General features: G+C 62.6%; 34 protein-coding genes. All 34 read right to left on the bottom strand.

From position 1 onward, the window contains the following. Positions 1-41 precede the first annotated feature (41 nt). Positions 42-833, bottom strand: a complete 792-nt coding sequence (locus tag MESS2_RS17365; RefSeq protein ID WP_008875684.1) for an ATP12 family chaperone protein — start codon at positions 831-833, stop codon at positions 42-44. A gap of 12 nt (positions 834-845) precedes the next feature. After that, entirely contained in the window at positions 846-1,703 is an 858-nt protein-coding gene (locus MESS2_RS17360; protein WP_244440015.1) for a DMT family transporter, read from the bottom strand. Positions 1,704-1,765: 62 nt separating this feature from the next. Next, the gene (locus tag MESS2_RS17355) at positions 1,766-2,746 is read right to left on the bottom strand and encodes an RluA family pseudouridine synthase (RefSeq protein ID WP_008875682.1); all 981 of its coding nucleotides are present in this window, start codon (positions 2,744-2,746) and stop codon (positions 1,766-1,768) included. Between the two features lie 39 nt (positions 2,747-2,785). Further along, a complete protein-coding gene (gene crcB, locus MESS2_RS17350; protein WP_008875681.1) occupies positions 2,786-3,160 on the bottom strand; it encodes a fluoride efflux transporter CrcB in 375 nt (124 codons plus the stop codon). 25 nt (positions 3,161-3,185) lie between these two features. After that, positions 3,186-4,016, bottom strand: a complete 831-nt coding sequence (locus MESS2_RS17345; protein WP_008875680.1) for an aspartyl/asparaginyl beta-hydroxylase domain-containing protein — start codon at positions 4,014-4,016, stop codon at positions 3,186-3,188. A gap of 404 nt (positions 4,017-4,420) precedes the next feature. After that, on the bottom strand, positions 4,421-5,731 hold the full coding sequence (locus MESS2_RS17340; protein WP_008875679.1) for a replication-associated recombination protein A: 1,311 nt from the start codon (positions 5,729-5,731) through the stop codon (positions 4,421-4,423). 51 nt (positions 5,732-5,782) lie between these two features. Beyond that, a complete protein-coding gene (locus MESS2_RS17335; protein WP_008875678.1) occupies positions 5,783-7,270 on the bottom strand; it encodes a DegQ family serine endoprotease in 1,488 nt (495 codons plus the stop codon). A gap of 198 nt (positions 7,271-7,468) precedes the next feature. Continuing rightward, positions 7,469-7,900 carry a 50S ribosomal protein L17 gene (rplQ, locus tag MESS2_RS17330; protein ID WP_006333401.1) on the bottom strand — a complete coding sequence of 144 codons (432 nt, stop codon included), beginning with the start codon at positions 7,898-7,900 and terminating at the stop codon, positions 7,469-7,471. Positions 7,901-7,939: 39 nt separating this feature from the next. Beyond that, entirely contained in the window at positions 7,940-8,950 is a 1,011-nt protein-coding gene (locus MESS2_RS17325; RefSeq protein WP_008875677.1) for a DNA-directed RNA polymerase subunit alpha, read from the bottom strand. A 100-nt stretch (positions 8,951-9,050) separates the two neighbouring features. Beyond that, positions 9,051-9,440, bottom strand: a complete 390-nt coding sequence (rpsK, locus tag MESS2_RS17320) for a 30S ribosomal protein S11 (RefSeq protein ID WP_006205444.1) — start codon at positions 9,438-9,440, stop codon at positions 9,051-9,053. A gap of 139 nt (positions 9,441-9,579) precedes the next feature. Next, on the bottom strand, positions 9,580-9,948 hold the full coding sequence (gene rpsM / locus MESS2_RS17315; RefSeq protein WP_006205445.1) for a 30S ribosomal protein S13: 369 nt from the start codon (positions 9,946-9,948) through the stop codon (positions 9,580-9,582). A 201-nt stretch (positions 9,949-10,149) separates the two neighbouring features. Then, positions 10,150-10,749, bottom strand: a complete 600-nt coding sequence (locus tag MESS2_RS17310) for an adenylate kinase (protein WP_008875676.1) — start codon at positions 10,747-10,749, stop codon at positions 10,150-10,152. Then, entirely contained in the window at positions 10,746-12,086 is a 1,341-nt protein-coding gene (secY, locus tag MESS2_RS17305; protein ID WP_008875675.1) for a preprotein translocase subunit SecY, read from the bottom strand. Before secY ends, MESS2_RS17310 begins: the two co-directional genes overlap by 4 nt. 192 nt (positions 12,087-12,278) lie before the next feature. Further along, on the bottom strand, positions 12,279-12,752 hold the full coding sequence (rplO, locus tag MESS2_RS17300; protein ID WP_008875674.1) for a 50S ribosomal protein L15: 474 nt from the start codon (positions 12,750-12,752) through the stop codon (positions 12,279-12,281). A 22-nt stretch (positions 12,753-12,774) separates the two neighbouring features. Further along, complete coding sequence (gene rpmD / locus MESS2_RS17295) at positions 12,775-12,972, bottom strand: 50S ribosomal protein L30 (protein WP_006205449.1); 198 nt, start codon at positions 12,970-12,972, stop codon at positions 12,775-12,777. Positions 12,973-12,996: 24 nt separating this feature from the next. After that, a complete protein-coding gene (gene rpsE, locus MESS2_RS17290) occupies positions 12,997-13,560 on the bottom strand; it encodes a 30S ribosomal protein S5 (protein WP_006333394.1) in 564 nt (187 codons plus the stop codon). A 79-nt stretch (positions 13,561-13,639) separates the two neighbouring features. Continuing rightward, the gene (rplR, locus tag MESS2_RS17285; RefSeq protein WP_008875673.1) at positions 13,640-13,999 is read right to left on the bottom strand and encodes a 50S ribosomal protein L18; all 360 of its coding nucleotides are present in this window, start codon (positions 13,997-13,999) and stop codon (positions 13,640-13,642) included. Between the two features lie 193 nt (positions 14,000-14,192). Then, on the bottom strand, positions 14,193-14,726 hold the full coding sequence (rplF, locus tag MESS2_RS17280) for a 50S ribosomal protein L6 (protein WP_008875672.1): 534 nt from the start codon (positions 14,724-14,726) through the stop codon (positions 14,193-14,195). Between the two features lie 113 nt (positions 14,727-14,839). Beyond that, on the bottom strand, positions 14,840-15,238 hold the full coding sequence (gene rpsH, locus MESS2_RS17275) for a 30S ribosomal protein S8 (protein WP_006205453.1): 399 nt from the start codon (positions 15,236-15,238) through the stop codon (positions 14,840-14,842). A gap of 12 nt (positions 15,239-15,250) precedes the next feature. After that, positions 15,251-15,556, bottom strand: a complete 306-nt coding sequence (gene rpsN / locus MESS2_RS17270) for a 30S ribosomal protein S14 (protein ID WP_008875671.1) — start codon at positions 15,554-15,556, stop codon at positions 15,251-15,253. Positions 15,557-15,583: 27 nt separating this feature from the next. Beyond that, positions 15,584-16,162 carry a 50S ribosomal protein L5 gene (rplE, locus tag MESS2_RS17265; RefSeq protein WP_008875670.1) on the bottom strand — a complete coding sequence of 193 codons (579 nt, stop codon included), beginning with the start codon at positions 16,160-16,162 and terminating at the stop codon, positions 15,584-15,586. After that, on the bottom strand, positions 16,155-16,469 hold the full coding sequence (gene rplX, locus MESS2_RS17260) for a 50S ribosomal protein L24 (protein WP_006205456.1): 315 nt from the start codon (positions 16,467-16,469) through the stop codon (positions 16,155-16,157). The genes rplE and rplX overlap by 8 nt, the downstream gene beginning before the upstream one ends. A 12-nt stretch (positions 16,470-16,481) precedes the next feature. Beyond that, entirely contained in the window at positions 16,482-16,850 is a 369-nt protein-coding gene (gene rplN / locus MESS2_RS17255; RefSeq protein ID WP_006205457.1) for a 50S ribosomal protein L14, read from the bottom strand. Between the two features lie 85 nt (positions 16,851-16,935). Beyond that, positions 16,936-17,175, bottom strand: a complete 240-nt coding sequence (gene rpsQ / locus MESS2_RS17250; protein WP_006205458.1) for a 30S ribosomal protein S17 — start codon at positions 17,173-17,175, stop codon at positions 16,936-16,938. A gap of 11 nt (positions 17,176-17,186) precedes the next feature. Continuing rightward, positions 17,187-17,387 (bottom strand): 50S ribosomal protein L29, encoded by a 201-nt coding sequence (rpmC, locus tag MESS2_RS17245; RefSeq protein ID WP_008875669.1) that lies wholly within the window; start codon positions 17,385-17,387, stop codon positions 17,187-17,189. Between the two features lie 13 nt (positions 17,388-17,400). Continuing rightward, positions 17,401-17,814, bottom strand: coding sequence for a 50S ribosomal protein L16 (rplP, locus tag MESS2_RS17240; protein ID WP_006205460.1), 414 nt, complete (start codon positions 17,812-17,814; stop codon positions 17,401-17,403). A gap of 27 nt (positions 17,815-17,841) precedes the next feature. Continuing rightward, entirely contained in the window at positions 17,842-18,564 is a 723-nt protein-coding gene (gene rpsC / locus MESS2_RS17235) for a 30S ribosomal protein S3 (protein WP_006333382.1), read from the bottom strand. After that, positions 18,564-18,953 (bottom strand): 50S ribosomal protein L22, encoded by a 390-nt coding sequence (gene rplV, locus MESS2_RS17230; RefSeq protein ID WP_006205462.1) that lies wholly within the window; start codon positions 18,951-18,953, stop codon positions 18,564-18,566. The genes rpsC and rplV overlap by 1 nt, the downstream gene beginning before the upstream one ends. A gap of 2 nt (positions 18,954-18,955) precedes the next feature. Then, positions 18,956-19,234: a 30S ribosomal protein S19 gene (gene rpsS / locus MESS2_RS17225; RefSeq protein WP_006205463.1), complete on the bottom strand. Its 279-nt coding sequence runs from the start codon at positions 19,232-19,234 to the stop codon at positions 18,956-18,958. A 16-nt stretch (positions 19,235-19,250) separates the two neighbouring features. Further along, positions 19,251-20,084 (bottom strand): 50S ribosomal protein L2, encoded by an 834-nt coding sequence (rplB, locus tag MESS2_RS17220; protein WP_008875668.1) that lies wholly within the window; start codon positions 20,082-20,084, stop codon positions 19,251-19,253. Positions 20,085-20,106: 22 nt separating this feature from the next. Beyond that, on the bottom strand, positions 20,107-20,400 hold the full coding sequence (locus tag MESS2_RS17215; RefSeq protein ID WP_006205465.1) for a 50S ribosomal protein L23: 294 nt from the start codon (positions 20,398-20,400) through the stop codon (positions 20,107-20,109). Further along, positions 20,397-21,017, bottom strand: coding sequence for a 50S ribosomal protein L4 (gene rplD / locus MESS2_RS17210; RefSeq protein ID WP_008875667.1), 621 nt, complete (start codon positions 21,015-21,017; stop codon positions 20,397-20,399). The genes MESS2_RS17215 and rplD overlap by 4 nt, the downstream gene beginning before the upstream one ends. Continuing rightward, positions 21,017-21,745 carry a 50S ribosomal protein L3 gene (gene rplC, locus MESS2_RS17205; RefSeq protein ID WP_008875666.1) on the bottom strand — a complete coding sequence of 243 codons (729 nt, stop codon included), beginning with the start codon at positions 21,743-21,745 and terminating at the stop codon, positions 21,017-21,019. The genes rplD and rplC overlap by 1 nt, the downstream gene beginning before the upstream one ends. A 104-nt stretch (positions 21,746-21,849) precedes the next feature. After that, positions 21,850-22,158, bottom strand: a complete 309-nt coding sequence (rpsJ, locus tag MESS2_RS17200) for a 30S ribosomal protein S10 (RefSeq protein ID WP_006205468.1) — start codon at positions 22,156-22,158, stop codon at positions 21,850-21,852. Positions 22,159-22,220 lie beyond the last annotated feature (62 nt).

Genomic DNA, 22,220 nt, shown 5'->3' with positions numbered 1-22,220 from the left:
CCTTAATGCATCGGTGGGAAACCAGCGCCGCGGTGAACGCCTCAGCCCTTGAGCGCTTCAAGCAGACTGACGGCGGCCATCATGTCGCGCTTGCGGGCCGAGCGGCGCGCGACGGCTTCCGCATCCTGGCCCCAGTGCTCGGCCTGCCAGTCCTCGTCGACATGGCCGGCGGTCCAGGCCGCCTCGACGTCGAGTTCGCCGAAGTCGACCGCCAGCGCCAGCAGCGCCGATCCCGTCAGCGAGGTCATGACGTGGATCGACGCCAGCCGCAGCGGATCCTTGCGCTGGGCAAGATGGACGCCCAGCACAGCGATCGTCTCGCGCGGCTGCTCGACATGGATTACCCCTTCGGCGAGATGGAACCGCGCGCCGAGCGCAGTCCGCGCCCAGTCGATGACCGGATCCCAATGATCGTTCTGCCGGTCAACCAACCCCTGCGGCGCGTCGGCGCGATAGCAGAGCAGGTCGGACGAGGCGAAGCGCAGGATGTCTTCCAGCACCGCTTGCGGGTCGCTGGCGACGCCGTCGATGGCCGTGTTGACCAGACGCATGACCGGCATCGTCACCGGGTCGATGGTCTCGCCCTGCGCGGCGAATTCGTCGGCGACCAGGCGGGCAGCCTTTTCGTTCGGCAGCGCCAGCAGCGCCTTGCCCGGCGTGCGCACCGGCTTGCCGTCGAGATGAACAGCAAATCCATCGTCGAGCGGTGCGACCGAGACGGTTTTGTAGAAGCGTTTCGGCAGCTGCGTCTTCATCTGGATCTGGGCGCGGCGCACCGGATCTGGGTCGGAAAGCTGCTTTCCTGCTTCGAGGTCGTTGAGGATATCGCGCATGGAAGGTCTCTCCTACACAGGCGCCAGCTTGCGTGCCGGCCGGTTGACGATGATCAGGCCGGCGGCGATGAGGCCGAGCGCCAGGAAAATACGGACCGTCAGCGGCTCGTTCAAGATCACGGCGCCGCACAGCACGCCGAACACCGGCGACAGGAAGGTGAAGCTCGACAGGCCCGATGCCGGATAGCGCCTGAGCAGCCAGAACCACAGCACATAGGTAAAGGCGACGACGTAGACGGCCTGGAAAAGCAGGGCCAAGGTCGGCAAGGCGGCAAAGTCGCGGACGGGCGGGCCGGCGAAAGGCATGACCACGACGCCGACCAGAATGGCGCCGGCAAGCTGATAGAGCAGCAACTTCTCGGCACTGGTTTCGGCCAGTTTCGAGCGCTTGATGACGATGCTGGTCAGCGCCCAGAGGATGCCGGCGCCAAGACTGAGCAGGTCGCCGGTCAGCGTCGCGCCGTTGCCGGCGCTCACCTTGTCGGAGAACACGGCGAGCAGACCGGCGAAAGCCAAGAGAAGGCCGAGGAGCTTGCGCGCGGTTATGCGCTCGTCCAGCAGGAAATGACCGCCGACCAGCACCCAGAACGGCATGGTGTTGACCAGAAGCGTGTTGCGGGCAACCGTCGTGTGTTCAAGGCCGACATAGAGGAACAGAAACTCGATGCCGAAGAGCACGCCCACCACAAGGCCCGCGACAAGGGTCTTGTCGGGCGTGAACAGCCTGATACCACGCCAGCGGCACCAGCCGAGAACGCAAAGACCGCCGATGATCGAGCGCGCGATCGACAGGAACACAGGATCGTAGCCGGCATAGGAGATCTTGGCGGCGACGTAGTTCAGCCCCCAGGACAGCGTCAGCCCGACCATGATCGCGGCTGCCGCCAGGTCGACAGTGTCGCGGCGATCCAATGCGGGCGCAACAGCCAATCTCAGTCCTCCGCGCTGGCGTCGTCGAAGCCGATCAGGTTCCAACTCTGGCGCATATGCGGCGGCATCGGCGCGGTCACATCGATGACGCCCTTGTCCGGGTGCGGAATGACGATGCGGCGCGCATGCAGATGCAGGCGGTTTTGAATGCCGCCGGGAAAATCCCAGTTGGTATCGGCCTCGAAATATTTGGGGTCACCGATAATCGGGCAGCCGATATAGGCGGCATGAACACGAAGCTGGTGGGTGCGGCCGGTATAGGGCTCCATTTCCAGCCAGGTCATCGTCTGTGCCGCCTGCTCGATGACGCGATAATAGGACACCGCGTGGTCGGCGCCCTTCTCACCATGCGCGGCCACGCGCACGCGGTCGCCGTCAGGCGTCGGCTCCTTGATCAGCCAGGTCGAGATCTTGTCCTCGCGCTTCGGTGGCACGCCCTTGACCAAGGCCCAATAGGTCTTCTTGGTTTCTCGCGCCCGAAACGCCTCGGAAAGCTTCATGGCGGCAAGCCTGGTACGGGCAACGACAAGCACACCCGACGTGTCGCGGTCGAGCCGGTGCACCAGTCGTGGTTTTTCGCCCTTTTGATTACGCCAGGCTTCAAGCATGTCGTCGACATTGCGGGTAACGCCCGAGCCGCCCTGGACGGCGAGGCCCGCCGGCTTGTTGAAGACGAAGACCTTCGGGTCCTCATGGATCAGCATTTTGGCGAGCACGTCGGCATCGCCCTGGTTGCGGATCGAGTGGCCGGTGAGCGGGCTCTCGCCCTTCTTATCGACTTCGAGCGGCGGCACGCGGACCATCTGGCCCGGTTCGACGCGGGTGTCGGCCTTCACCCGGCCGCCGTCGACGCGGATCTGGCCGGAACGCAGCAGCTTTTGCAGATGGCCGAAGCCGAGACCCGGAAAATGGGTCTTGAACCAGCGATCGAGCCGCATGCCCGCCTCACCGGCCTCCACTGTGATCTGTTCAACGCCTGCCATTTTTCTCGCTTTGCCGTCTGGGAAGCGGAGGCAATAACACTAAGGCAGGCTTCTTGCGAGCCAAAGACCCAGAAACAGGGCGATGATCGCGCCAATGACGCTGGCAAGCGCGTAGCCGAACGCCGGCAGCGTCGCGCCACGTTCCCATAATGTCGCGAAATCGAGCGAGAAAGCCGAGAAAGTGGTGAAGCCGCCAAGGATGCCGGTGGCGACAAACAATCTGAGCTCGGCCGATCCGCCACGCCGCATCATGATGGCTATGAACAGACCCATGACGAATGAACCGACGACGTTGATCGCCATCGTGCCCCAGGGAAAATTGGGACCGACGAGGCGCAGCGCGCCGATGTTGGTGAGATGGCGGATGCCGGCGCCAATGCCGCCGCCGACGACAACGAGAAGCAAATTGAACATCCCGTCTGCTGCCCTTAGAATTCTCTCAGGTCGTCCCGACCTTCTTCGACTTGCTCGAGCCAATCATCTTCCAGTTCTTGTAGAACATGGAATTGATCCGCTCGACGCTGACCGAGACGACGGCGAGAAGAGCTGATATCAGGCCGGGGAATGGCGACGGCCGGATGATGTCCATGAAGACGCAGTAGCGGCGCCCGTCATATTCGTTGACCGAGCGGTGCAGCAGCGTGTCGTCGAAGATATAGAGCGGATTGTCGTGCCAGTAGTTCCTGGCGTTGTTGCACTCGACAAAAACCTCGGCCTTCACCGGGAGAAGATTGTAGAGAATGCGCAGGCTGAGCCGCAGTGGTCCGAAATGCCAGGAGGTCGATTCCTTGCCCCTGAAGACCGACACGGCGATGGTCTTGATGTATTTGAAGTCCTTGTTGAATTCGGCGACGTTGTCGATCCTGTGCTTGCCGTACCACTGGTAGACATACATGCCGCGCCGGCCGGTGCCGAAATTGGCGTCGATGTCGGCGATGATCTCATCCTTACGCGCCTTGAAAACGTCGAGAACCTCGTTGACCTCGCGCTGATAGTCCGGCGGAAACTGTTCCAGCTTCCAGACGCCCGGGTTCCGGTAGCAGAGCAGGTCGACCAGCAGGTTGAAGGGCGACAGCAGCCAGGTGAAGATGCCGTTGCCGAGGAAATAGCCGCGGAACAGCGACAGGTTCTTGTCGGCATTGCGCAGCACGTCGATCAGGCCGCAGACGATCCAGATCGTGGTCAGGATTGGAATGAAGTAGAAACCGATTGCCAGCAGCGGGACCGCTATGACCAGCTGGCGAAGGGATTTGCGAAGGGATTTTGTCATCTTTTTCTCGCGCCGTCGGGTGCGATTCCTATTCCGAATGATATCGCCAAGGGTCCTGGCGACGACCACCCCCGAGGTCGTGCGCCTTGATAGGGTCTTTTGTTTCCCGGCACAATGCCATCGCATGGTCCCCGAATGGCCGGCGGCCGTTACCGACAAAAATATTTGGAGTGCGGCACTCCACTTCAATGCACCGCCGGCAGGCCGAGTTCGTTCCACTTCTCTCTTGCTACGGGATTGCCCACCAGGATGGCGTAACCGACGACGCTTTCGCTTCGGGACCGGCATCGGCGCCAGCATGGCGGCGAGCATCGTGTGCAGGACGACGGAAGCCGAAATGCCCCAAGGCAAGTCTCCGCCCCGGCGCGCGAGGACGGGCGCAAGGACGGCCGCGCGCGCCAAGCCTACTTTTCCCGCTCGCTTCTCAGCTTCGCCCAATAATCGAGGCGCTTCCTGATATCGCGCTCGAAGCCGCGCTCGGGCGGATCGTAGAATGTGCGCCGGCCCATCTTCTCGGGAAAGTAATCCTGGCCGGAAAAGGCCTCGGGCTCGTCATGGTCATAGCGATAGCCCGCGCCATAGTCCTCTTCCTTCATCAGCTTGGTCGGCGCGTTGAGGATGTGCTTGGGCGGCAGCAGCGAGCCGAATTCCTTGGCCGCGCCGGTGGCGGCCTTGAAGGCCGTGTAGACGGCGTTGGATTTGGGAGCGGTGGCGAGATAGACGGTGGCTTCGGCGAAGGCAAGCTCGCCCTCCGGCGAGCCCAGATAGTCGTAGGCATCCTTGGCGGCGTTGGCGATGACCAGGGCCTGCGGGTCGGCAAGCCCGATATCCTCCATCGCCATGCGCACCAGCCGGCGGCCGAGATAGAGCGGATCCTCGCCGGCATCGAACATGCGGGCGAGATAATAGAGCGCTGCATCCGGATCGGAACCCCGCACCGATTTATGCAGCGCCGAGATCAGATTGTAGTGGCCGTCCTGGCCCTTGTCGTAGATCGGCGCGCGGCGCTGGACGACGCGCTGCAGACCGTCGGCGCCGAACACCTCGCCCGATTTGGCCGCCCGCCAGACTTCCTCCGCCAGCGTCAGCGATGCACGGCCGTCGCCGTCGCTCATGCGGATGAGCATCGCCCGTGCCTCGTCGTCGAGCGGCAGCGCCCTGCCCTCGGTCTCCTCCGCCCGCGCCAGGAGTTTGGCGATGCTATCCTCACCGAGCGAATGAAAGACCAGCACGCGCGCGCGGGATAGAAGCGCAGCGTTCAGTTCGAAGGACGGGTTCTCGGTGGTGGCCCCGACCAGCACCACGGTGCCGTCTTCCATGACCGGCAGGAAACTGTCCTGCTGGGCGCGGTTGAAACGATGGATCTCGTCGACGAAGAGTAATGTCTGACGGCCATTGGAACGGCGCAGCTTTGCCGTCTCGAACACTTTCTTCAGGTCGGCGACGCCGGAAAACACCGCCGATATCTGCTCAAAGGCAAGGCTGGTTTCGCCAGCAAGCAGCCGCGCGACCGTCGTCTTGCCGGTACCGGGCGGCCCCCAGAAGATCATCGAGCCGAGCGAGCCGGAACCGATCAAACGCGTCAGCGCACCGTCAGGCCCGGTCAGATGCTCCTGGCCGACAACTTCGCCGAGGTTCTTCGGACGCAAGCGGTCGGCCAGCGGCCGGCCGGGCGGCGCTTTCTCAGGTTCATCGACGCTGAACAGATCGGCCATGCACTTCTTTTGGTTGGAGCGCGATCTCGTCCAGAGAGGCGGAGATCGAACTCAGTAACGCAACACCTGGCGCATTATCTGCCCGCCGCGCTCGACGGTAAAGCGCCACCAACGCGTATCCTGCTGGGCTACCTGCGCCAGCGTCGCGGCGGTATCGATGGTCGTGCCATTGACCTCGCGAACGATATCGCCCGGCTGGAAGCCGAAATCGGCCGCCGGTGAATCGCGGTTGATGTCGACCACGGTGACGCCCTTGACATCGGTGCGAACGCCGAGCCGCTGGGCAAGTCGCGGCGACAGTTCCGCAACCTTGGCGCCGGAAAACGGGCTGCGGCCGCGCAGCGTCACTTCCGAGGATTTTGCACCCTCCGGCGCGCGCGCCAGCGCGATGTCCATCGTCGCCTGCTGGCCCTTGCTGAGGACGGCGAAACTGGCATTGGTGCCGATCGACAGCGTCGCCATCCGGTAGTCCAAAGCCTCGATGCTCTCGACCGGCTTGCCATTCAGCGACAGCACAACGTCACCGGACTTGAGCCCGGCCTTGGCGGCCGGCCCGGCCTCTTCAACCGTCGAAACAAGCGCGCCGGTCGGCTTTTCCATGCCGAGCGATTCGGCGATCTGCGGCGTCACACGCTCGAATTCGGCGCCGACATAGGGCCGCTCGAAGAATTCGAGCCCGGCCTTGGCGGCGTCGACGAAAGCGCGAACCATGTTGGAGGGGATGGCAAAGCCAATGCCGATCGAGCCACCGCTGCGGCTGTAGATCGCCGTGTTGATGCCGACCAGTTGACCGCCCATGTTGATCAGCGCGCCACCGGAATTGCCGGGGTTGATCGCGGCGTCGGTCTGGATGAAGAAGCTGGAATCGGAAACGCCGATATGGCTGCGGGCAAGTGCGGAAACGATGCCGCTGGTGGTGGTCTGACCGACACCGAAGGGATTGCCGATGGCCAGCAACAGGTCGCCGACCTCGAGCGCGTCGGAATCGCCGATGGCGATCACCGGAAACGGCTTGTCGGAGGAAATCTTGAGCACGGCGAGATCGAGCGTCTCGTCCTTGAGCAGCACTTTCGAGTCGAATTCACGCCCGTCCGCGGTCGCGACCTTGACCTGGTCGGCGTTCTTGACAACGTGGAAATTGGTGACCACCACGCCCGTCGGATCGACCAGCACGCCGGAGCCGAGCGAGGACTGCGCGCGCGGCTGCGAACGGCCGAAGAATTCCTCGAAGAACGGATCGCCGTCGAAGGGCGAGGTCACCTTGGCCGTCTGCGAAGCGTAGACATTGACCACGGCCGGCGCCGTCTGCTTGACCAGCGGCGCGAACGACAGCTGCACCTCCTCGCGACCGAACGGCACGCGCTTGTCGGGACCGGACGTGGCGTTCTCACCCTCGACGCCACGCAGCAGGTCGGTCAGCACGTCGGACAGGCCGGGATCGGTCTTGGTCTCCTCGGACAGCGCCTGCCTGATCACCGGCGTGGCCGCGAACGCCAGCATGGCGCAGAGCAGAACAAGGGACAGCCGTTTGATGCGCATTCCGAATCCTCCGAGGCAAGTTCGGGCGCATTGTCCCGACGATTGTGCAGAATGAAAGGCTAAGGCGCTGAAATCTGATTATTTTGGGCAATCGACGACGAAACCGGCCGCGAAGGGCAAGTAAACGTTCGTCGGGAGCCTTCGCGATAGCAAAAGGGGCCCGCAGGCCCCCTTGAACTCACTCGGGAAAACCGAAACCTATGCGGCCGCGGCTTCCTCGTCGGTGCCTTCGGCCTCGATGCGGGCACGGTCGCCGGCGCCCTTGGCCGAGGTGTCGCGGTCGACGAACTCGATGACCGCCATCGCGGCATTGTCGCCGTGGCGGAAGCCCGCCTTCATGATCCGCAGATAGCCGCCGTTGCGGGTGGCGTAGCGCGGCGCGATGGTGTCGAACAGACGCTTGACGACACCTTCATTGCCGATCTGGGCAATCACCTGGCGGCGGGCATGCAGGTCGCCGCGCTTGCCGAGCGTCACCAGCTTCTCGACGATCGGACGCAAATCCTTCGCCTTCGGCAGAGTGGTGACGATCTGCTCGTGCTCGATGAGCGACACGGCAAGGTTGGCAAACATCGACTTGCGGTGGCTTATGCTGCGGGCGAACCGGCGGCCTTTAAATCCGTGGCGCATGGCTCTTCTCCTTCATTCCGGGTTCAAGAGGCAAACGCCTCAATATTGATCTTCGTAACGCTTTGCGAGGTCTTCGATGTTTTCCGGCGGCCAGTCCGGCACTTCCATGCCGAGGTGCAGGCCCATCGCCGCCAGGACTTCCTTGATCTCGTTCAGCGACTTGCGGCCGAAGTTCGGGGTGCGCAGCATCTCGGCTTCCGTCTTCTGGATCAGGTCGCCGATATAGACGATGTTGTCGTTCTTCAGGCAGTTGGCCGAACGCACCGAAAGTTCGAGCTCGTCGACCTTCTTGAGCAGCGCCGGGTTGAAGGCAAGCTCGGTGACCTGTTCGGCGGCGACTTCCTTCTGCGGCTCGTCGAAATTGACGAACAGGCCGAGCTGGTCCTGCAGGATGCGGGCAGCGAAAGCCACCGCGTCCTCGCCCGAGATCGAACCGTCGGTCTCGATGGTCATGGTCAGCTTGTCATAGTCGAGAACCTGGCCCTCGCGGGTGTTCTCGACCTTGTAGGAGACCTTCTTGACCGGCGAATAGAGGCTGTCGACCGGGATCAGGCCGATCGGCGCGTCCTCGGCGCGGTTGCGCTCGGCCGGCACGTAGCCCTTACCGGTGTCGACGGTGAATTCCATTCGAATCTCAGCGCCTTCGTCCAGCGTGCAGATGACGTGGTCGGGGTTGAGGATTTCTACGTCGCCAACCGTCTGGATGTCGCCGGCGAGAACCGCGCCCGGTCCCTGCTTGCGCACGACCATGCGTTTGGGGCCGTCGCCTTCCATGCGGATGGCGATTTCCTTGATGTTCAAGACGATGTCGGTCACGTCCTCGCGCACGCCGGCGATGGACGAGAATTCATGCAGGACGCCGTCGATCTGCACGGCGGTCACAGCCGCACCGCGCAGCGAAGACAGAAGCACGCGACGCAGCGCGTTGCCCAGCGTGAGGCCAAAGCCCCGCTCGAGCGGCTCGGCGACCAGCGTGGTCAGCGTCTTCTTCTTCGACGAGAACTCGATCTTGTTCGGCTTGATCAGTTCCTGCCAATTTTTCTGGATCATGATGCTTTCCTTCCGTTGACCCGCCACCATCCAATCGTGGCGGGCGACCTGGAATACCGCGGAGGAACGCCTTTGGCGTTCACGCGGCGTTCGGTAATTTTTAGACGCGGCGCTTCTTGCGCGGGCGGCAGCCATTGTGCGGGATCGGCGTCACATCACGGATCGAGGTGATGGTGAAGCCGGCCGCCTGCAGGGCGCGCAGCGCCGATTCACGACCGGAGCCAGGTCCGCAGACCTCGACTTCGAGCATGCGCATGCCGTGTTCCTGGGCCTTCTTGGCAACGTCCTCGGCGGCCATCTGGGCGGCGAACGGGGTCGACTTGCGCGAACCCTTGAAGCCCTGGGCACCGGCCGACGACCAGGCAATCGAATTGCCCTGCGCGTCGGTGATGGTGATCATCGTGTTGTTGAAGGTCGAATTGACGTGGGCAACGCCCGACGAGATGTTCTTGCGTTCGCGACGGCGAACACGAGCGGCTTCCTTGGCCATGGTAGTCCTTTCAGTTGATCTCTACACCGCCGTAGTGCCAGCGGCTCCACCAGGGAGAAGGCAGTAGGGGAATATGGCAGCAGGGCAGTATGTCTGCCGATCCTATTGCCTTACTGCCCTAGTCCCTTACTGCCCTAAATTACTTCTTCTTGCCGGCGATCGACTTGGCCGGGCCCTTGCGGGTGCGTGCATTGGTATGCGTGCGCTGGCCACGAACCGGCAGCGAGCGACGATGGCGCAGGCCGCGGTAGCAGCCGAGATCCATGAGCCGCTTGATGTTCATCGACACTTCGCGGCGCAGGTCGCCTTCGACCTGGTAGTCGCGGTCGATCGTCTCGCGGATCTGCAGGACTTCGGCATCGGTGAGCTGGTTGACGCGGCGCTCGGCCGGGATGCCGACCTTGTCGACGATCTCCTGGGCGAACTTCTTGCCAATGCCGTGAATGTACTGAAGCGCGATGACGACGCGCTTGTTGGTCGGAATGTTGACGCCGGCTATACGAGCCATATTCTTCTCTTCTCCATGTGAGCCGGACAAGCCGGCGCTATCCAAATTGCCCCGCGTCCGGTGGAGGCCGGCCCTTGCGGGAGTTTCCAGTTCAAAGCGGGCTGCCTTGCCCTTGCGGACAAGCAAAGCTCATGCCTGATAGGAAGACGGGCCGCCATACCCCAGCGGACCGTTCCAGTCAAGCGCAATCGTCTACTTTCTCTATGCAGCCTCTTGGGTGGCCGATTCGAGCACGGCTTCTATCTGCTCGGTGACCGTATCGATGCCGGTCATCCCATCGACGCCTCTGAGCTTGCCCTTGGCATAATAGTAGCCGATCAGCGGCGACGTCTTCTTGTAGTATTCCCGCAGGCGTTCCTCGAACACCGCCGGATTGTCGTCCTTGCGCACCGGCAGACCGGCGGCCTTGGTCTCTTCGGCGCGCTTGACGATACGACCGACCAGCGCCTTGTCGTCGACGACAAGTTCGATAACGACGTCGAGAGAGAGGCCGCGCTCCCTGAGCATCGATTCGACTGCGTCCGCCTGCACCAGGGTGCGCGGATACCCGTCGAGGATGAAGCCCTTGGCGCAATCGGCCTGGTCGATGCGCTCGGCCACGATGGCGTTGACGATCGCGTCGGAAACCAGTTCGCCGGCATCCATCACCGCCTTGGCGCGCTTGCCGACTTCGGTGCCGGCCTGGACGGCAGCACGCAGCATATCTCCCGTCGAGAGTTGGGGTATGCCGTGCTTTTCCACCAGTCTTTGTGCTTGCGTCCCCTTGCCCGCCCCTGGCGGCCCAAGCAATATCAATCTCATCTGGCCTTCTTCCCCCCCCGCAGCTTCGACTTCTTGATCAGGCCCTCATACTGGTGCGCGATCAGGTGACCCTGAATCTGCGCCACCGTATCGAGCGTTACACTGACCACGATCAGGAGCGAAGTGCCACCGAGGTTGAATGGTACGCCAGTCGCTGAAATCAGGAATTCGGGCAGCAGACACACCAGCACTAGATAGATGGCGCCGACGACGGTGATGCGGGTGAGAACGTAGTCGATGTAGTCGGCGGTGCGCTCGCCCGGACGGTAGCCCGGAATGAAGCCCGAATGTTTCTTGAGCTGGTCGGCGGTGTCCTTCGGGTTGAAGACGATCGCCGTGTAGAAGAAGGCGAAGAACACGATCATCGCGGCATAGAGGGCCATGTAGAGCGGCTGGCCATTGCCGAGCGCCGCAAGGATGGTGTTGGCCCAGCCAGGCATGTTAGTCGTCTGCGAGAAGCCCGCGACTGTCGCCGGCAGCAACAGCAGCGACGAGGCGAAGATCGGCGGAATGACGCCGGCCGTGTTGAGCTTGAGCGGCAGGTGCGAGGTGTCGCCCTGGAACATGCGATTGCCGACCTGGCGCTTCGGATACTGGATCAGCAGGCGGCGCTGGGCGCGCTCGAAGAACACGATCAGGGCGATGACGACGATGGCAAGAACGATGATCCCCAGGATCAGGCCGGTCGACAGCGCACCGGTGCGGCCGAGCTCCAGCGTGCCGGAGATGGCTTGCGGCAGGCCGGCGACGATGCCGGCGAAGATGATCAGCGAGATGCCGTTGCCGATGCCACGCGCGGTGATCTGCTCGCCGAGCCACATCAGGAACATGGTGCCGCCAACCAGCGTGACGACGGTCGAGATGCGGAAGAACATGCCAGGATCGCTGACGATGCCGTTGCCACCCTCCAGCCCGACCGAAATGCCGTAGGCCTGCACCAGCGCCAGAAGAACGGTGCCGTAGCGTGTGTACTGGTTGATGATCTTGCGGCCCTGCTCGCCTTCCTTCTTCAGCGCTTCCAGCGACGGGATGACCGAGGTCATCAGCTGCATGATGATGGAAGCGGAGATGTAAGGCATGATGCCGAGGGCAAAGATCGCCATGCGCTGCACGGCGCCGCCGGCGAACATGTTGAACATGCCGAGCACGCCCTTGCTCTGCGACTGAAAGGCCTGGGCGAAAGCCTCGGGATTGATGCCGGGAAGCGGGATATAGGTGCCGAGGCGGTAGACGAGCAGCGCGCCGATGGTGAACCAGATGCGTTTCTTCAGATCCTCCGCCTTGGCGAAGGCCGAGAAATTCAGATTCGAGGCCAGTTGTTCAGCAGCCGAAGCCATGCCTGATTCTCCGCTTGGTCACGCTCAAAGGCCCGCAGGACAGGCGCCGCGTATCACCGAAACTCACGAGATAAGCTCCGGACCGTAAACATGCAAGCGGCCGCGTTGACGCGGCCGCCATATTGGTCAAATCAAAGCGCAATCGAAAGCAAAACCGGGTCGCAGCTTCGCCGATCGCGCTTCAAATCACCGTTACTCGGCGGCTGCCTTTTCTGGCAGCTTCACCGAACCGCCGGCCTTTTCGATCTTCTCGATTGCCGCCTTGGAGGCGCCGGCCACGTCGAAGGCGAGCTTGGCCTTGATGTCGCCATCGGAGAGGATGCGCACGCCGTCCTTGACGCGGCGGATGACGCCGGCCGCGACCAGCGCGTCGGCCGTCACGGTCGCCTTCGCGTCGAGCTTCTTGGCATCGAGCGCGGCCTGGATGCGGGCCAGCGACACGACAACAAAGCTCTTGGCGAAGATGTTGTTGAAACCGCGCTTCGGCAGGCGCCGGTAGAGCGGCATCTGGCCACCCTCGAAGCCGTTGACGGCGACGCCGGAACGCGCCTTCTGGCCCTTGACGCCGCGACCGGCGGTCTTGCCCGAACCGGAGCCGATGCCGCGGCCGAGCCGCTTCCTGGAATGCGTGGCGCCGTCCTTGTCACGCAGATCGTTGAGTTTCATCTTCGTTCTCCTGCGCTTTTGCTCAGCCCTCGTCCACGACGCGGACGAGATGCTGGACGGCAGCGATCATGCCGCGCACGGAGGGCGTATCCTCCAGCGTGCGCTGCTTGTGCATCTTGTTGAGGCCGAGGCCGACCAGCGTCGCGCGCTGCTCCTTCGGCCGGCGGATCGGCGAACCGATCTGCTCGACGGTGATGGTCTTTGTTGCTTTCTTGGCCATGGTCAAAATCCCTGGTCAGATCGACTATTCTTCGGCCGCAACGGCGGTGCCGCGGCGGGCCTGAAGGGTCGAATACTTGATGCCGCGCGCGGCAGCCACATCCTTGGGATGCATCTGGCTCTTCAGCGCGTCGAAGGTGGCGCGGACCATGTTGTAGGGGTTCGACGAACCCATCGACTTGGCGACCACGTCATGCATGCCGAGCGTCTCGAAGACGGCGCGCATCGGGCCGCCGGCGATGATGCCGGTACCTTGCTTTGCAGCGCGCAGCAGCACACGTCCGGCACCCCAGCGTCCCTCGACGTCGTGGTGCAGCGTGCGGCCCGAGCGCAGCGGCACGAAGATCATGTCGCGCTTGGCCGATTCGGTTGCCTTGCGGATCGCCTCCGGCACTTCGCGCGCCTTGCCGTGGCCGAAGCCGACGCGGCCCTTCTGGTCGCCGACGACGACGAGTGCCGCAAAGCCGAAGCGACGGCCGCCCTTGACGACCTTGGCGACGCGGTTGATGTGGACGAGCTTGTCCACCATGCCATCGTCGCGCTCTTCGCGATCGCGGCCGCGGCCGCCATCCCTACGTTCCTGTGCCATATCCTGTTCCTTGTTTTTTTCCGGAAGCACGGTTGCTGATAAGATCCGGCGCCTCTGTGGGTCACCGGGGGCGAAATTCCTAGAACGTCAAACCACCTTCACGGGCGGCCTCGGCCAGCGCCTTGACGCGGCCGTGATAGATATACGGGCCGCGGTCGAAGACGACTTCCTTGACGCCGGCCTTCGAGGCGCGCTCGGCGATCAGCTTGCCGATCGCGGCGGCTGCCGCGGTGTCGGCGCCGGTCTTGAGCGAACCCTTGAGGTCCTTCTCCAGCGTCGATGCGGCAGCGATGGTGTGACCCTTGGCGTCGTCGATGACCTGCACGTAGATGTTCTTCGACGTGCGATGGACGGACAGACGCGGACGCTCGCCCGCGACCTTCTTGATCTGGCGGCGGACGCGCTGAGCGCGGCGCTGGGTGGATTCTTTCGAGCCCATGATGTCAGTTCCTTGCCTTCAAAAAACGGGGGCAACCATATGCGGTAGGACAAGCCTCCCGCGACCGCTCCCCGCGGCGTTGATTTGCAGTGAATGGTGAATGGAAAAATGGTGAATGGTAGAAACGAAGTGCCACCGGGCCCCTGCTCTATCCTACTGCCATTTTACCATTCACCATTGACCATTGACGAAACTACTTCTTCTTGCCTTCCTTGCGGACGATCTTCTCGCCGGCGTAGCGCACGCCCTTGCCCTTGTAGGGCTCCGGGCCGCGATACTCGCGGATCTCGGCGGCGACCTGGCCGACCATCTGCTTGTCGATGCCGGTCACGGTGATTTCCGTCGGCTTCGGCACGGTGATCGTGATGCCTTGCGGCGTCTCATAGACGACGTCATGGCTGAAGCCAAGCGCGAGCTGCAGGTTCTTGCCCTGCATGGCGGCGCGGTAGCCGACGCCGGTGATTTCGAGCTTCTTTTCGAAACCGTCCTTGACGCCCTGCAGGATGTTGACGATCTGCGTGCGCGACATGCCCCATTTGGCGCGGGCGGTCTTGGTCTGGTCGCGCGGCTGGACAGCGATCTCCGAGCCTTCCATCTTGACCAGCACTTCGTCGTTCACCACGAACTTCAGCTCGCCCTTGGGGCCTTTCGCCGTCACGGTCTGGCCGTTGACGGTCGCGGTCACGCCCTGCGGCAGCGAAACGGGTTTCTTTCCAATACGAGACATTGTTGTCTCCTCTTTCCTTAACTGCTGTGAATGGTGAATGGTAAAATGGTGAATAGCGCGATCAAAATCTCGTGCAGTCTCACCATTCACTATTCACCATTGACCATTCACCCTTAGAAAATCTGGCAGAGGATCTCGCCGCCGACGTTCTGTTCGCGCGCTTCGTGGTCGGCCATCACGCCCTTCGGTGTCGAAAGGATGGCGATGCCGAGGCCGTTGGCGACATGCGGGATCGACTTTGCCGAAACGTAAACGCGACGGCCAGGCTTCGAGACGCGCGCGATTTCGCGCACGACCGGCGCGCCGTCGAAATACTTCAGCTCGATCTCGATTTCGGACTTGCCGTTGTCGAAGTCGGTCTGGCTGTAGTCGCGGATATAGCCTTCAGCCTTCAGCACGTCGAGGACGCGGGTACGCAGGCGCGAGGCCGGCGTCGAAACGCTCGACTTCTTGCGGCCATAGGCGTTGCGGATGCGGGTCAGCATATCGCCGAGAGGATCGCTCAATGACATGTTATGTCCTCCTTACCAGCTCGACTTGACCAGGCCCGGGATCTGGCCGTTATTGCCGAGATCACGAAGCGCGATGCGCGATACTTTGAGCTTGCGATAATAGGCACGCGGACGTCCCGTGACTTCGCAGCGGTTGCGGATGCGGATCTTGGCCGAGTTGCGCGGCAGGGCAGCAAGCTTGAGCTGGGCGCGGAAGCGCTCTTCCATCGGCTTGGACTGATCCATGATGATCGCCTTGAGCGCCTTGCGCTTGGGGCCGTACTGGTCCGCAAGCTTGCGGCGCCTGTTGTTCTTCTCGACTGAGCTGGTCTTTGCCATTTCAGATTTTTCCTTTTCTCGCTGCCGTTACTGGCGGAAGGGGAAGTTGAAGGCCTTGAGCAATGCCCTGGCTTCGTCGTCCGTCTTCGCAGTCGTACAAACGATGACGTCCATGCCCCAGATCTGATCAACCTTGTCGTAGTTGATCTCCGGGAACACGATGTGTTCCTTGATGCCCATGGCGTAGTTGCCACGGCCATCGAAGCTCTTCGGATTAAGCCCGCGGAAGTCGCGGACGCGCGGCAGCGCGATGTTCACGAGGCGGTCGAGGAACTCGTACATACGTTCCTTGCGCAGCGTGACCTTGGCGCCGATCGGCATCTTTTCGCGGACCTTGAAGCCGGCGATCGAATTGCGGGCGCGGGTGACGACGGCCTTCTGGCCGGCGATCATCGCCAGATCTTCCGCCGCGATCGAAGGCTTCTTCGAATCGCCGGTCGCTTCGCCAACGCCCATGTTCAGCACGATCTTGTCGATGCGCGGAACCTGCATCTCGTTCTCGTAGCCGAACTGCTCCTGCAGCGCCTTGCGGATGGTCTCGTTGTAGACCTGCTTGAGTCGCGGCGTGTTCTGGGCAGTCGCCTGCTTGGTTTGAGCCTTAGCCATTGATGACTTCTCCCGAGCGCTTGGCGACGCGCACCTTCTTGCCGTCCTTCTGGAAGATGAAGCCGACGCGGGTCGGCTTGCCATCCTTGGGGTCGGCCAGCGCGATGTTCGACAACTGGATCGGCGCTTCCTTGGTGATGATCCCGCCCTCTTGGGACTGGGACTGCTTCTGGTGACGACGGATCATGTTGACGCCGCGCACCAGCGCGGTGTCGTCCTTCGGCTGTACCGAGAGGACTTCGCCCGAACGGCCCTTGTCCTTGCCGGCCAGCACGACGACCTTGTCGCCTTTTCTAATCTTTTGCATTGGTCCGGCTCCTTACAGCACTTCAGGCGCGAGCGAGATGATCTTCATATGGTTCTTGGCGCGCAGTTCGCGCGGAACCGGTCCGAAGATACGGGTGCCGATCGGCTCTTTCTTGTTGTCGACGAGAACGGCCGCGTTCTTGTCGAAACGGATCACGCTGCCGTCCGGGCGGCGGATGTCCTTGGCCGTGCGAACCACGACCGCCTTCATCACATCGCCCTTCTTCACGCGGCCGCGCGGGATGGCTTCCTTGATCGACACCACGATGATGTCGCCCACGGAAGCGTATTTCCGCTTCGAGCCGCCCAGCACCTTGATGCACATGACACGACGGGCGCCGGAATTATCCGCGACGTCGAGGTTTGTTTGCATCTGAATCATGACTGGCCGCCTTCTTCTTTTCTAACGGGACGGGTTCTTAACCCTTCCCCGGTCTGTCCAAAATTCGTTTCGTTACGCCCAGTGGTCAGGCTTGGTCCGAGGCCACGACGATCCAGCGCTTGTCCTTGGAAATCGGCTTCGATTCCTGGATGAACACCTGATCGCCGACCTTGTGGGCGTTGTTCTCGTCGTGCGCCTTGTACTTCTTGGTCATGCGCACGGTCTTCTTCATCACGGGATGCGTGAAGCGCCGTTCGACCTTGACGACAACCGTCTTCTCGTTCTTGTCGCTGACGACGGTGCCCTGCAGAATGCGCTTTGGCATGGTTTTCGTCCTTAAGCCTTCTTGGCCGCGGATTTTTCCGCGGCGATGGTCTTGATGCGCGCAATGTCGTTGCGGACCTGCCTCACGCGCGCGGTCTTCTCGAGCTGGCCGGTGGCTTTCTGGAAGCGCAGGTTGAACTGCTCCTTCTTGAGGCTGGCCAAATCGTCGGTCAGCTGGTCCTGGGTCTTGGTCCGGATGTCTTCGGCTTTCATGATCAGCCCGTCCTTATTCTGCGATGCGCTGTACGAAGCGCGTCCTGACCGAGAGCTTGGCCGCGCCGAGACGCAGCGCCTCACGGGCGGTTTCCTCGTTGACGCCGTCGATCTCGAACATGATGCGGCCGGGCTTGACGCGCGCCGCCCAGTAATCGACCGCGCCCTTGCCCTTGCCCATGCGGACTTCTGTCGGCTTCGACGTCACCGGCACGTCCGGGAAGATACGGATCCACACGCGGCCGGCGCGCTTCATCTCGCGGGTGATCGCGCGGCGGGCCGCCTCGATCTCGCGCGCGGTGACGCGGTTCGGCTCAAGCGCCTTCAGCCCGAAACCACCGAAATCCAGGTTGGTGCCGCCCTTGGCGGTACCGTGGATGCGGCCCTTGAACTGCTTGCGGAACTTTGTGCGCTTTGGCTGCAGCATCGTTCTAACTCCAAATTCTCAAATGTCTTACGCGTTTTCGCGACGGCGACCGCGTTCGCGCTCACCACCACCGCCATGCGCATCGCCTTCGCTCGCGCGGCGCTCCGAAGCCATCGGATCATGCTCGAGGATCTCGCCCTTGAACACCCAGACCTTGACGCCGCAGATGCCGTAAGCCGTATGCGCTTCAGCCGTGCCGTAGTCGACGTCGGCGCGCAGCGTGTGCAGCGGCACGCGACCTTCGCGGTACCATTCCATGCGCGCGATCTCGGCGCCGCCGAGACGGCCGGCGCAGTTGATGCGGATGCCTTCGGCACCGAGGCGCATCGCCGACTGCACGGCGCGCTTCATGGCGCGGCGAAACGCGATGCGGCGCTCGAGCTGCTGGGCAATCGACTGGGCGACCAGGGTCGCGTCGATCTCGGGCTTGCGCACTTCAACGATGTTGAGGTGCGTCTCGGACTTCGTCATCTCCATCAGCTTCTTGCGGAGCTTCTCGATGTCGGCGCCCTTCTTGCCGATGATCAGGCCCGGGCGCGCCGCATGGATGGTGACGCGGCACTTCTTGTGCGGACGCTCGATCACGACCTTCGAGATCGCAGCCTGCTTGAGTTCCTTCTCAAGATATTTGCGGATCTTGATATCCTCGTGCAGCAGCTTGCCGTACTCGCCGGTGTTCGCGAACCAGCGCGAATCCCAGGTGCGGTTGATGCCGAGACGCAGACCGATCGGATTGACTTTCTGGCCCATTATGCGGCCTCCCCTTTTTCTTCGACTTCACGAACGACGATCGTGAGGTGCGAGAACGGCTTTTCGATACGGCTGGCGCGGCCACGGCCACGGGCATGGAACCGCTTCATGACGATCGACTTGCCGACATAGGCTTCCGCCACGATCAGCGCATCGACGTCGAGGTCGTGGTTGTTTTCCGCGTTGGCGATCGCCGATTCCAGCGTCTTCTTGACCGTGCCGGAAATCCGCTTGGCCGAGAATTCGAGGTCGGAGAGTGCTGTCGCGACCTTCTTGCCGCGGATCAGCGCGGCAACCAGGTTCAGCTTCTGCGGGCTGATACGGATCGTGCGCAACACGGCGCGCGCTTCGTTGTCAGCAAGCCTGCGCGGAGCTTTGGCCTTGCCCATGATTATTTCCTCTTCGCCTTCTTATCCGCGCCATGACCGTAGTAGGTCCGGGTCGGAGCGAATTCACCGAACTTGTGGCCGACCATGTCCTCGTTCACCGAAACGGGAACATGCTTCTGGCCGTTGTAGACACCGAAGGTGAAGCCGACGAACTGCGGCAGGATGGTGGAGCGACGGCTCCACATCTTGATCACCTCATTGCGACCGCCTTCACGAACCTTGTCCACCTTCTTGAGAAGGTAGCCGTCGATGAAGGGGCCTTTCCAAATAGAACGAGTCACTTGGCGTTACCTCTTCTTAGCTCTTGCGCTGATGGCGCGAGCGCAGGATGAACTTGTCGGTCGCCTTGTTGGACCGCGTCTTCTTGCCCTTGGTCGGCTTGCCCCAGGGCGAAACCGGATGGCGGCCACCCGAGGTGCGGCCTTCGCCGCCGCCATGCGGATGGTCGACCGGGTTCATGGTCACGCCGCGATTGTGCGGACGCTTGCCGCGCCACACCGTGCGGCCTGCCTTGCCGTCATTGATGTTGCCGTGGTCGGGGTTCGACACGGCGCCGACGGTGGCCATGCAGGAGCCGTGCACGACCCGCTGCTCGCCCGAGTTCAGGCGCAGGATCGCCATGCCCTGGTCGCGGCCGACGAGCTGGGCGTAACCGCCCGCCGAACGGGCAACCTGGGCGCCCTTGCCCGGCTTCAGCTCGATGTTGTGGACGATCGTGCCGACCGGCATCGAGGCCAGCGGCATCGCATTGCCCGGCTTCACGTCGACCGCTTCGCCGGCCACGATCTTGTCGCCGGCGGCAAGGCGCTGCGGGGCGATGATGTAGGACAGCTCGCCATCGTCATACTTGATCAGCGCGATGAAGGCGCTGCGGTTCGGATCGTACTCGATGCGCTCGACCGTGCCGACAACGTCGAACTTGCGGCGCTTGAAGTCGATGATGCGGTACGTGCGCTTGTGACCGCCGCCGATGAAGCGGGCCGTGATGCGGCCGTAATTGTTGCGGCCGCCCGACTTGGTCAGGCCTTCGGTCAGACCCTTGACGGGCTTGCCCTTGTAGAGGCCCGAGCGGTCGACGATGACCAGCTGGCGGGTGCTCGGCGTTACCGGGTTGAATTTTTTAAGTGCCATTGTCCTGTCCTCGCGGCCTTGCTCAGAGACCCGTCGCGACGTCGATCGACTGGCCGTCGGCCAGCGTCACAACCGCCTTCTTGACGTCGCTCTGGCGGCCGATCGTGCCGCGGAAGCGCTTGATCTTGCCCTTGCGGACAAGCGTGTTCACGGCCATCACCTTGACGCCGAACAGCGCTTCGACGGCGGCCTTGATTTCCGGCTTCGACGCCTTCTTGGCGACGTTGAAGACGACCTGGTTCTGCTCGGAAGCCATGGTCGACTTTTCGGTGATCGCCGGCGAGACGATCACGTCGTAGTGACGAAGGTCGGTCATTTAAAGCGCTCCTCGAGAGCCTCGACGGCGGCCTTCGAAAGGACCAGCGTGCCGCGGCGCAGAATGTCGTAGACGTTGATGCCCTGGATGGGCAGCACGTCGATGTTGGGGATGTTCGTCGCCGCCAGCTTGAAATTCTTGTCAAGCTCGGCGCCGCCGATCACCAGGGCGTTGGACAGGCCCAGCGTCGCGAAATTCGCGATCAGCGCCTTGGTCTTGGCCTCGGTCAGCTTCAGCTCGTCGATGATGATGATCGACGCGCTCTTGGCCTTGGCCGAAAGAGCATGCTTGAGGCCGAGAGCGCGCACCTTCTTCGGCAGATCGTGCTCGTGGCTGCGAACGACCGGGCCGTGGGCCTTGCCGCCGCCGCGGAACTGCGGAGCGCGTGCCGAATGGTGACGGGCGCGGCCCGTACCCTTCTGCTTGTACATCTTGGCGCCGGTGCGCGCGATCTCGGCGCGACCCTTGGCCTTGTGCGTGCCCTGCTGCTTCTTGGCCAACTGCCAGCGCACGACGCGCTGCAGGATGTCCTCTCGTGGATCAAGGCCGAAAATCTCCTCGGAGAGTTTCACCTTGCCGGCGTCCTTGCCGCCCAGCGTTGTGATCTTAAGGTCCATTATTCCGCTCCCTCTGTGGCCGGGGCATCGTTCTTGGCGCCACTTTCGGCAGCAACTGCACGGATCGCGGCAGGCTTGGGCGCGTTGGCCGGCAGCGCAACCTTGGCGGCGTCGCGGACCAGGATCCAGGCGCCCTTCGAACCGGGAACCGCGCCGCGGATCAGGATCAGGCCGCGGTCGGCATCGGTCGAGACGACCTCGACATTCTGCGTGGTGACGCGGGTGTCGCCCATGTGGCCGGCCATATGCTTGCCCTTGAACACCTTGCCCGGGTCCTGGCGCTGGCCGGTCGAACCGTGCGTACGGTGCGACACCGAGTTACCGTGCGTCGCACGGCCACCACCCATGTGGTGGCGCTTGATGACGCCCTGGAAACCCTTGCCGATCGTCGTGCCCGTCACATCGACCTTCTGGCCGGCGACGAAGTGTTCGACGGTGATCTCGGCGCCGACATCGATCATGTTGTCGGCGGAGACGCGGAACTCGGCAACCTTGGCCTTCGGCTCGACGGAAGCGGTCGCGAAATGGCCGCGCATCGCCTTCGACGTGTTCTTCACCTTGGCAAGGCCAACGCCGAGCTGAACGGCCGTGTAGCCATTCTTCTCCTGCGTGCGCTGCGCCACGACCTGGCAGTTCTCCATCTGGAGAACGGTGACGGGAACATGTTCCCCGGCATCGTTGTAGATGCGGGTCATTCCCACCTTCTTTGCAATCACACCTGAACGCATCGGTTCAATTCCTTTAGAGTTCCCTGTCGGGGCACCGCCCCTTCACGCCTCTTGTCCTTTAGAGTTCCGGGCCGGGGCACCGCCCCTACCGCGCTCTCAATCCCTTAGAGCTTGATCTCGACGTCGACGCCGGCGGCCAGATCGAGCTTCATCAAAGCATCGACCGTCTGCGGGGTCGGATCGACGATGTCGAGCAGACGCTTGTGCGTGCGCATCTCGAACTGCTCGCGGCTCTTCTTGTCGACGTGGGGCGACCGGTTGACCGTGAACTTTTCGATCCGCGTCGGCAGCGGAATGGGGCCGCGGACGTTGGCGCCGGTGCGCTTGGCCGTCGACACGATTTCCCGCGTCGAGGCGTCAAGCACCCGGTGATCAAACGCCTTGAGGCGGATGCGGATATTCTGACCGTTCATTCGTCAATTCCTTGTTCTGGCGCGGCGCGGGCATCCCGCGCCCGCGACAGATCGGTTTAAGT

The sequence above is a fragment of the Mesorhizobium metallidurans STM 2683 genome (assembly GCF_000350085.1).
GTDB lineage: Bacteria > Pseudomonadota > Alphaproteobacteria > Rhizobiales > Rhizobiaceae > Mesorhizobium > Mesorhizobium metallidurans.
This window is presented reverse-complemented; position numbering and strand designations above follow the sequence as displayed.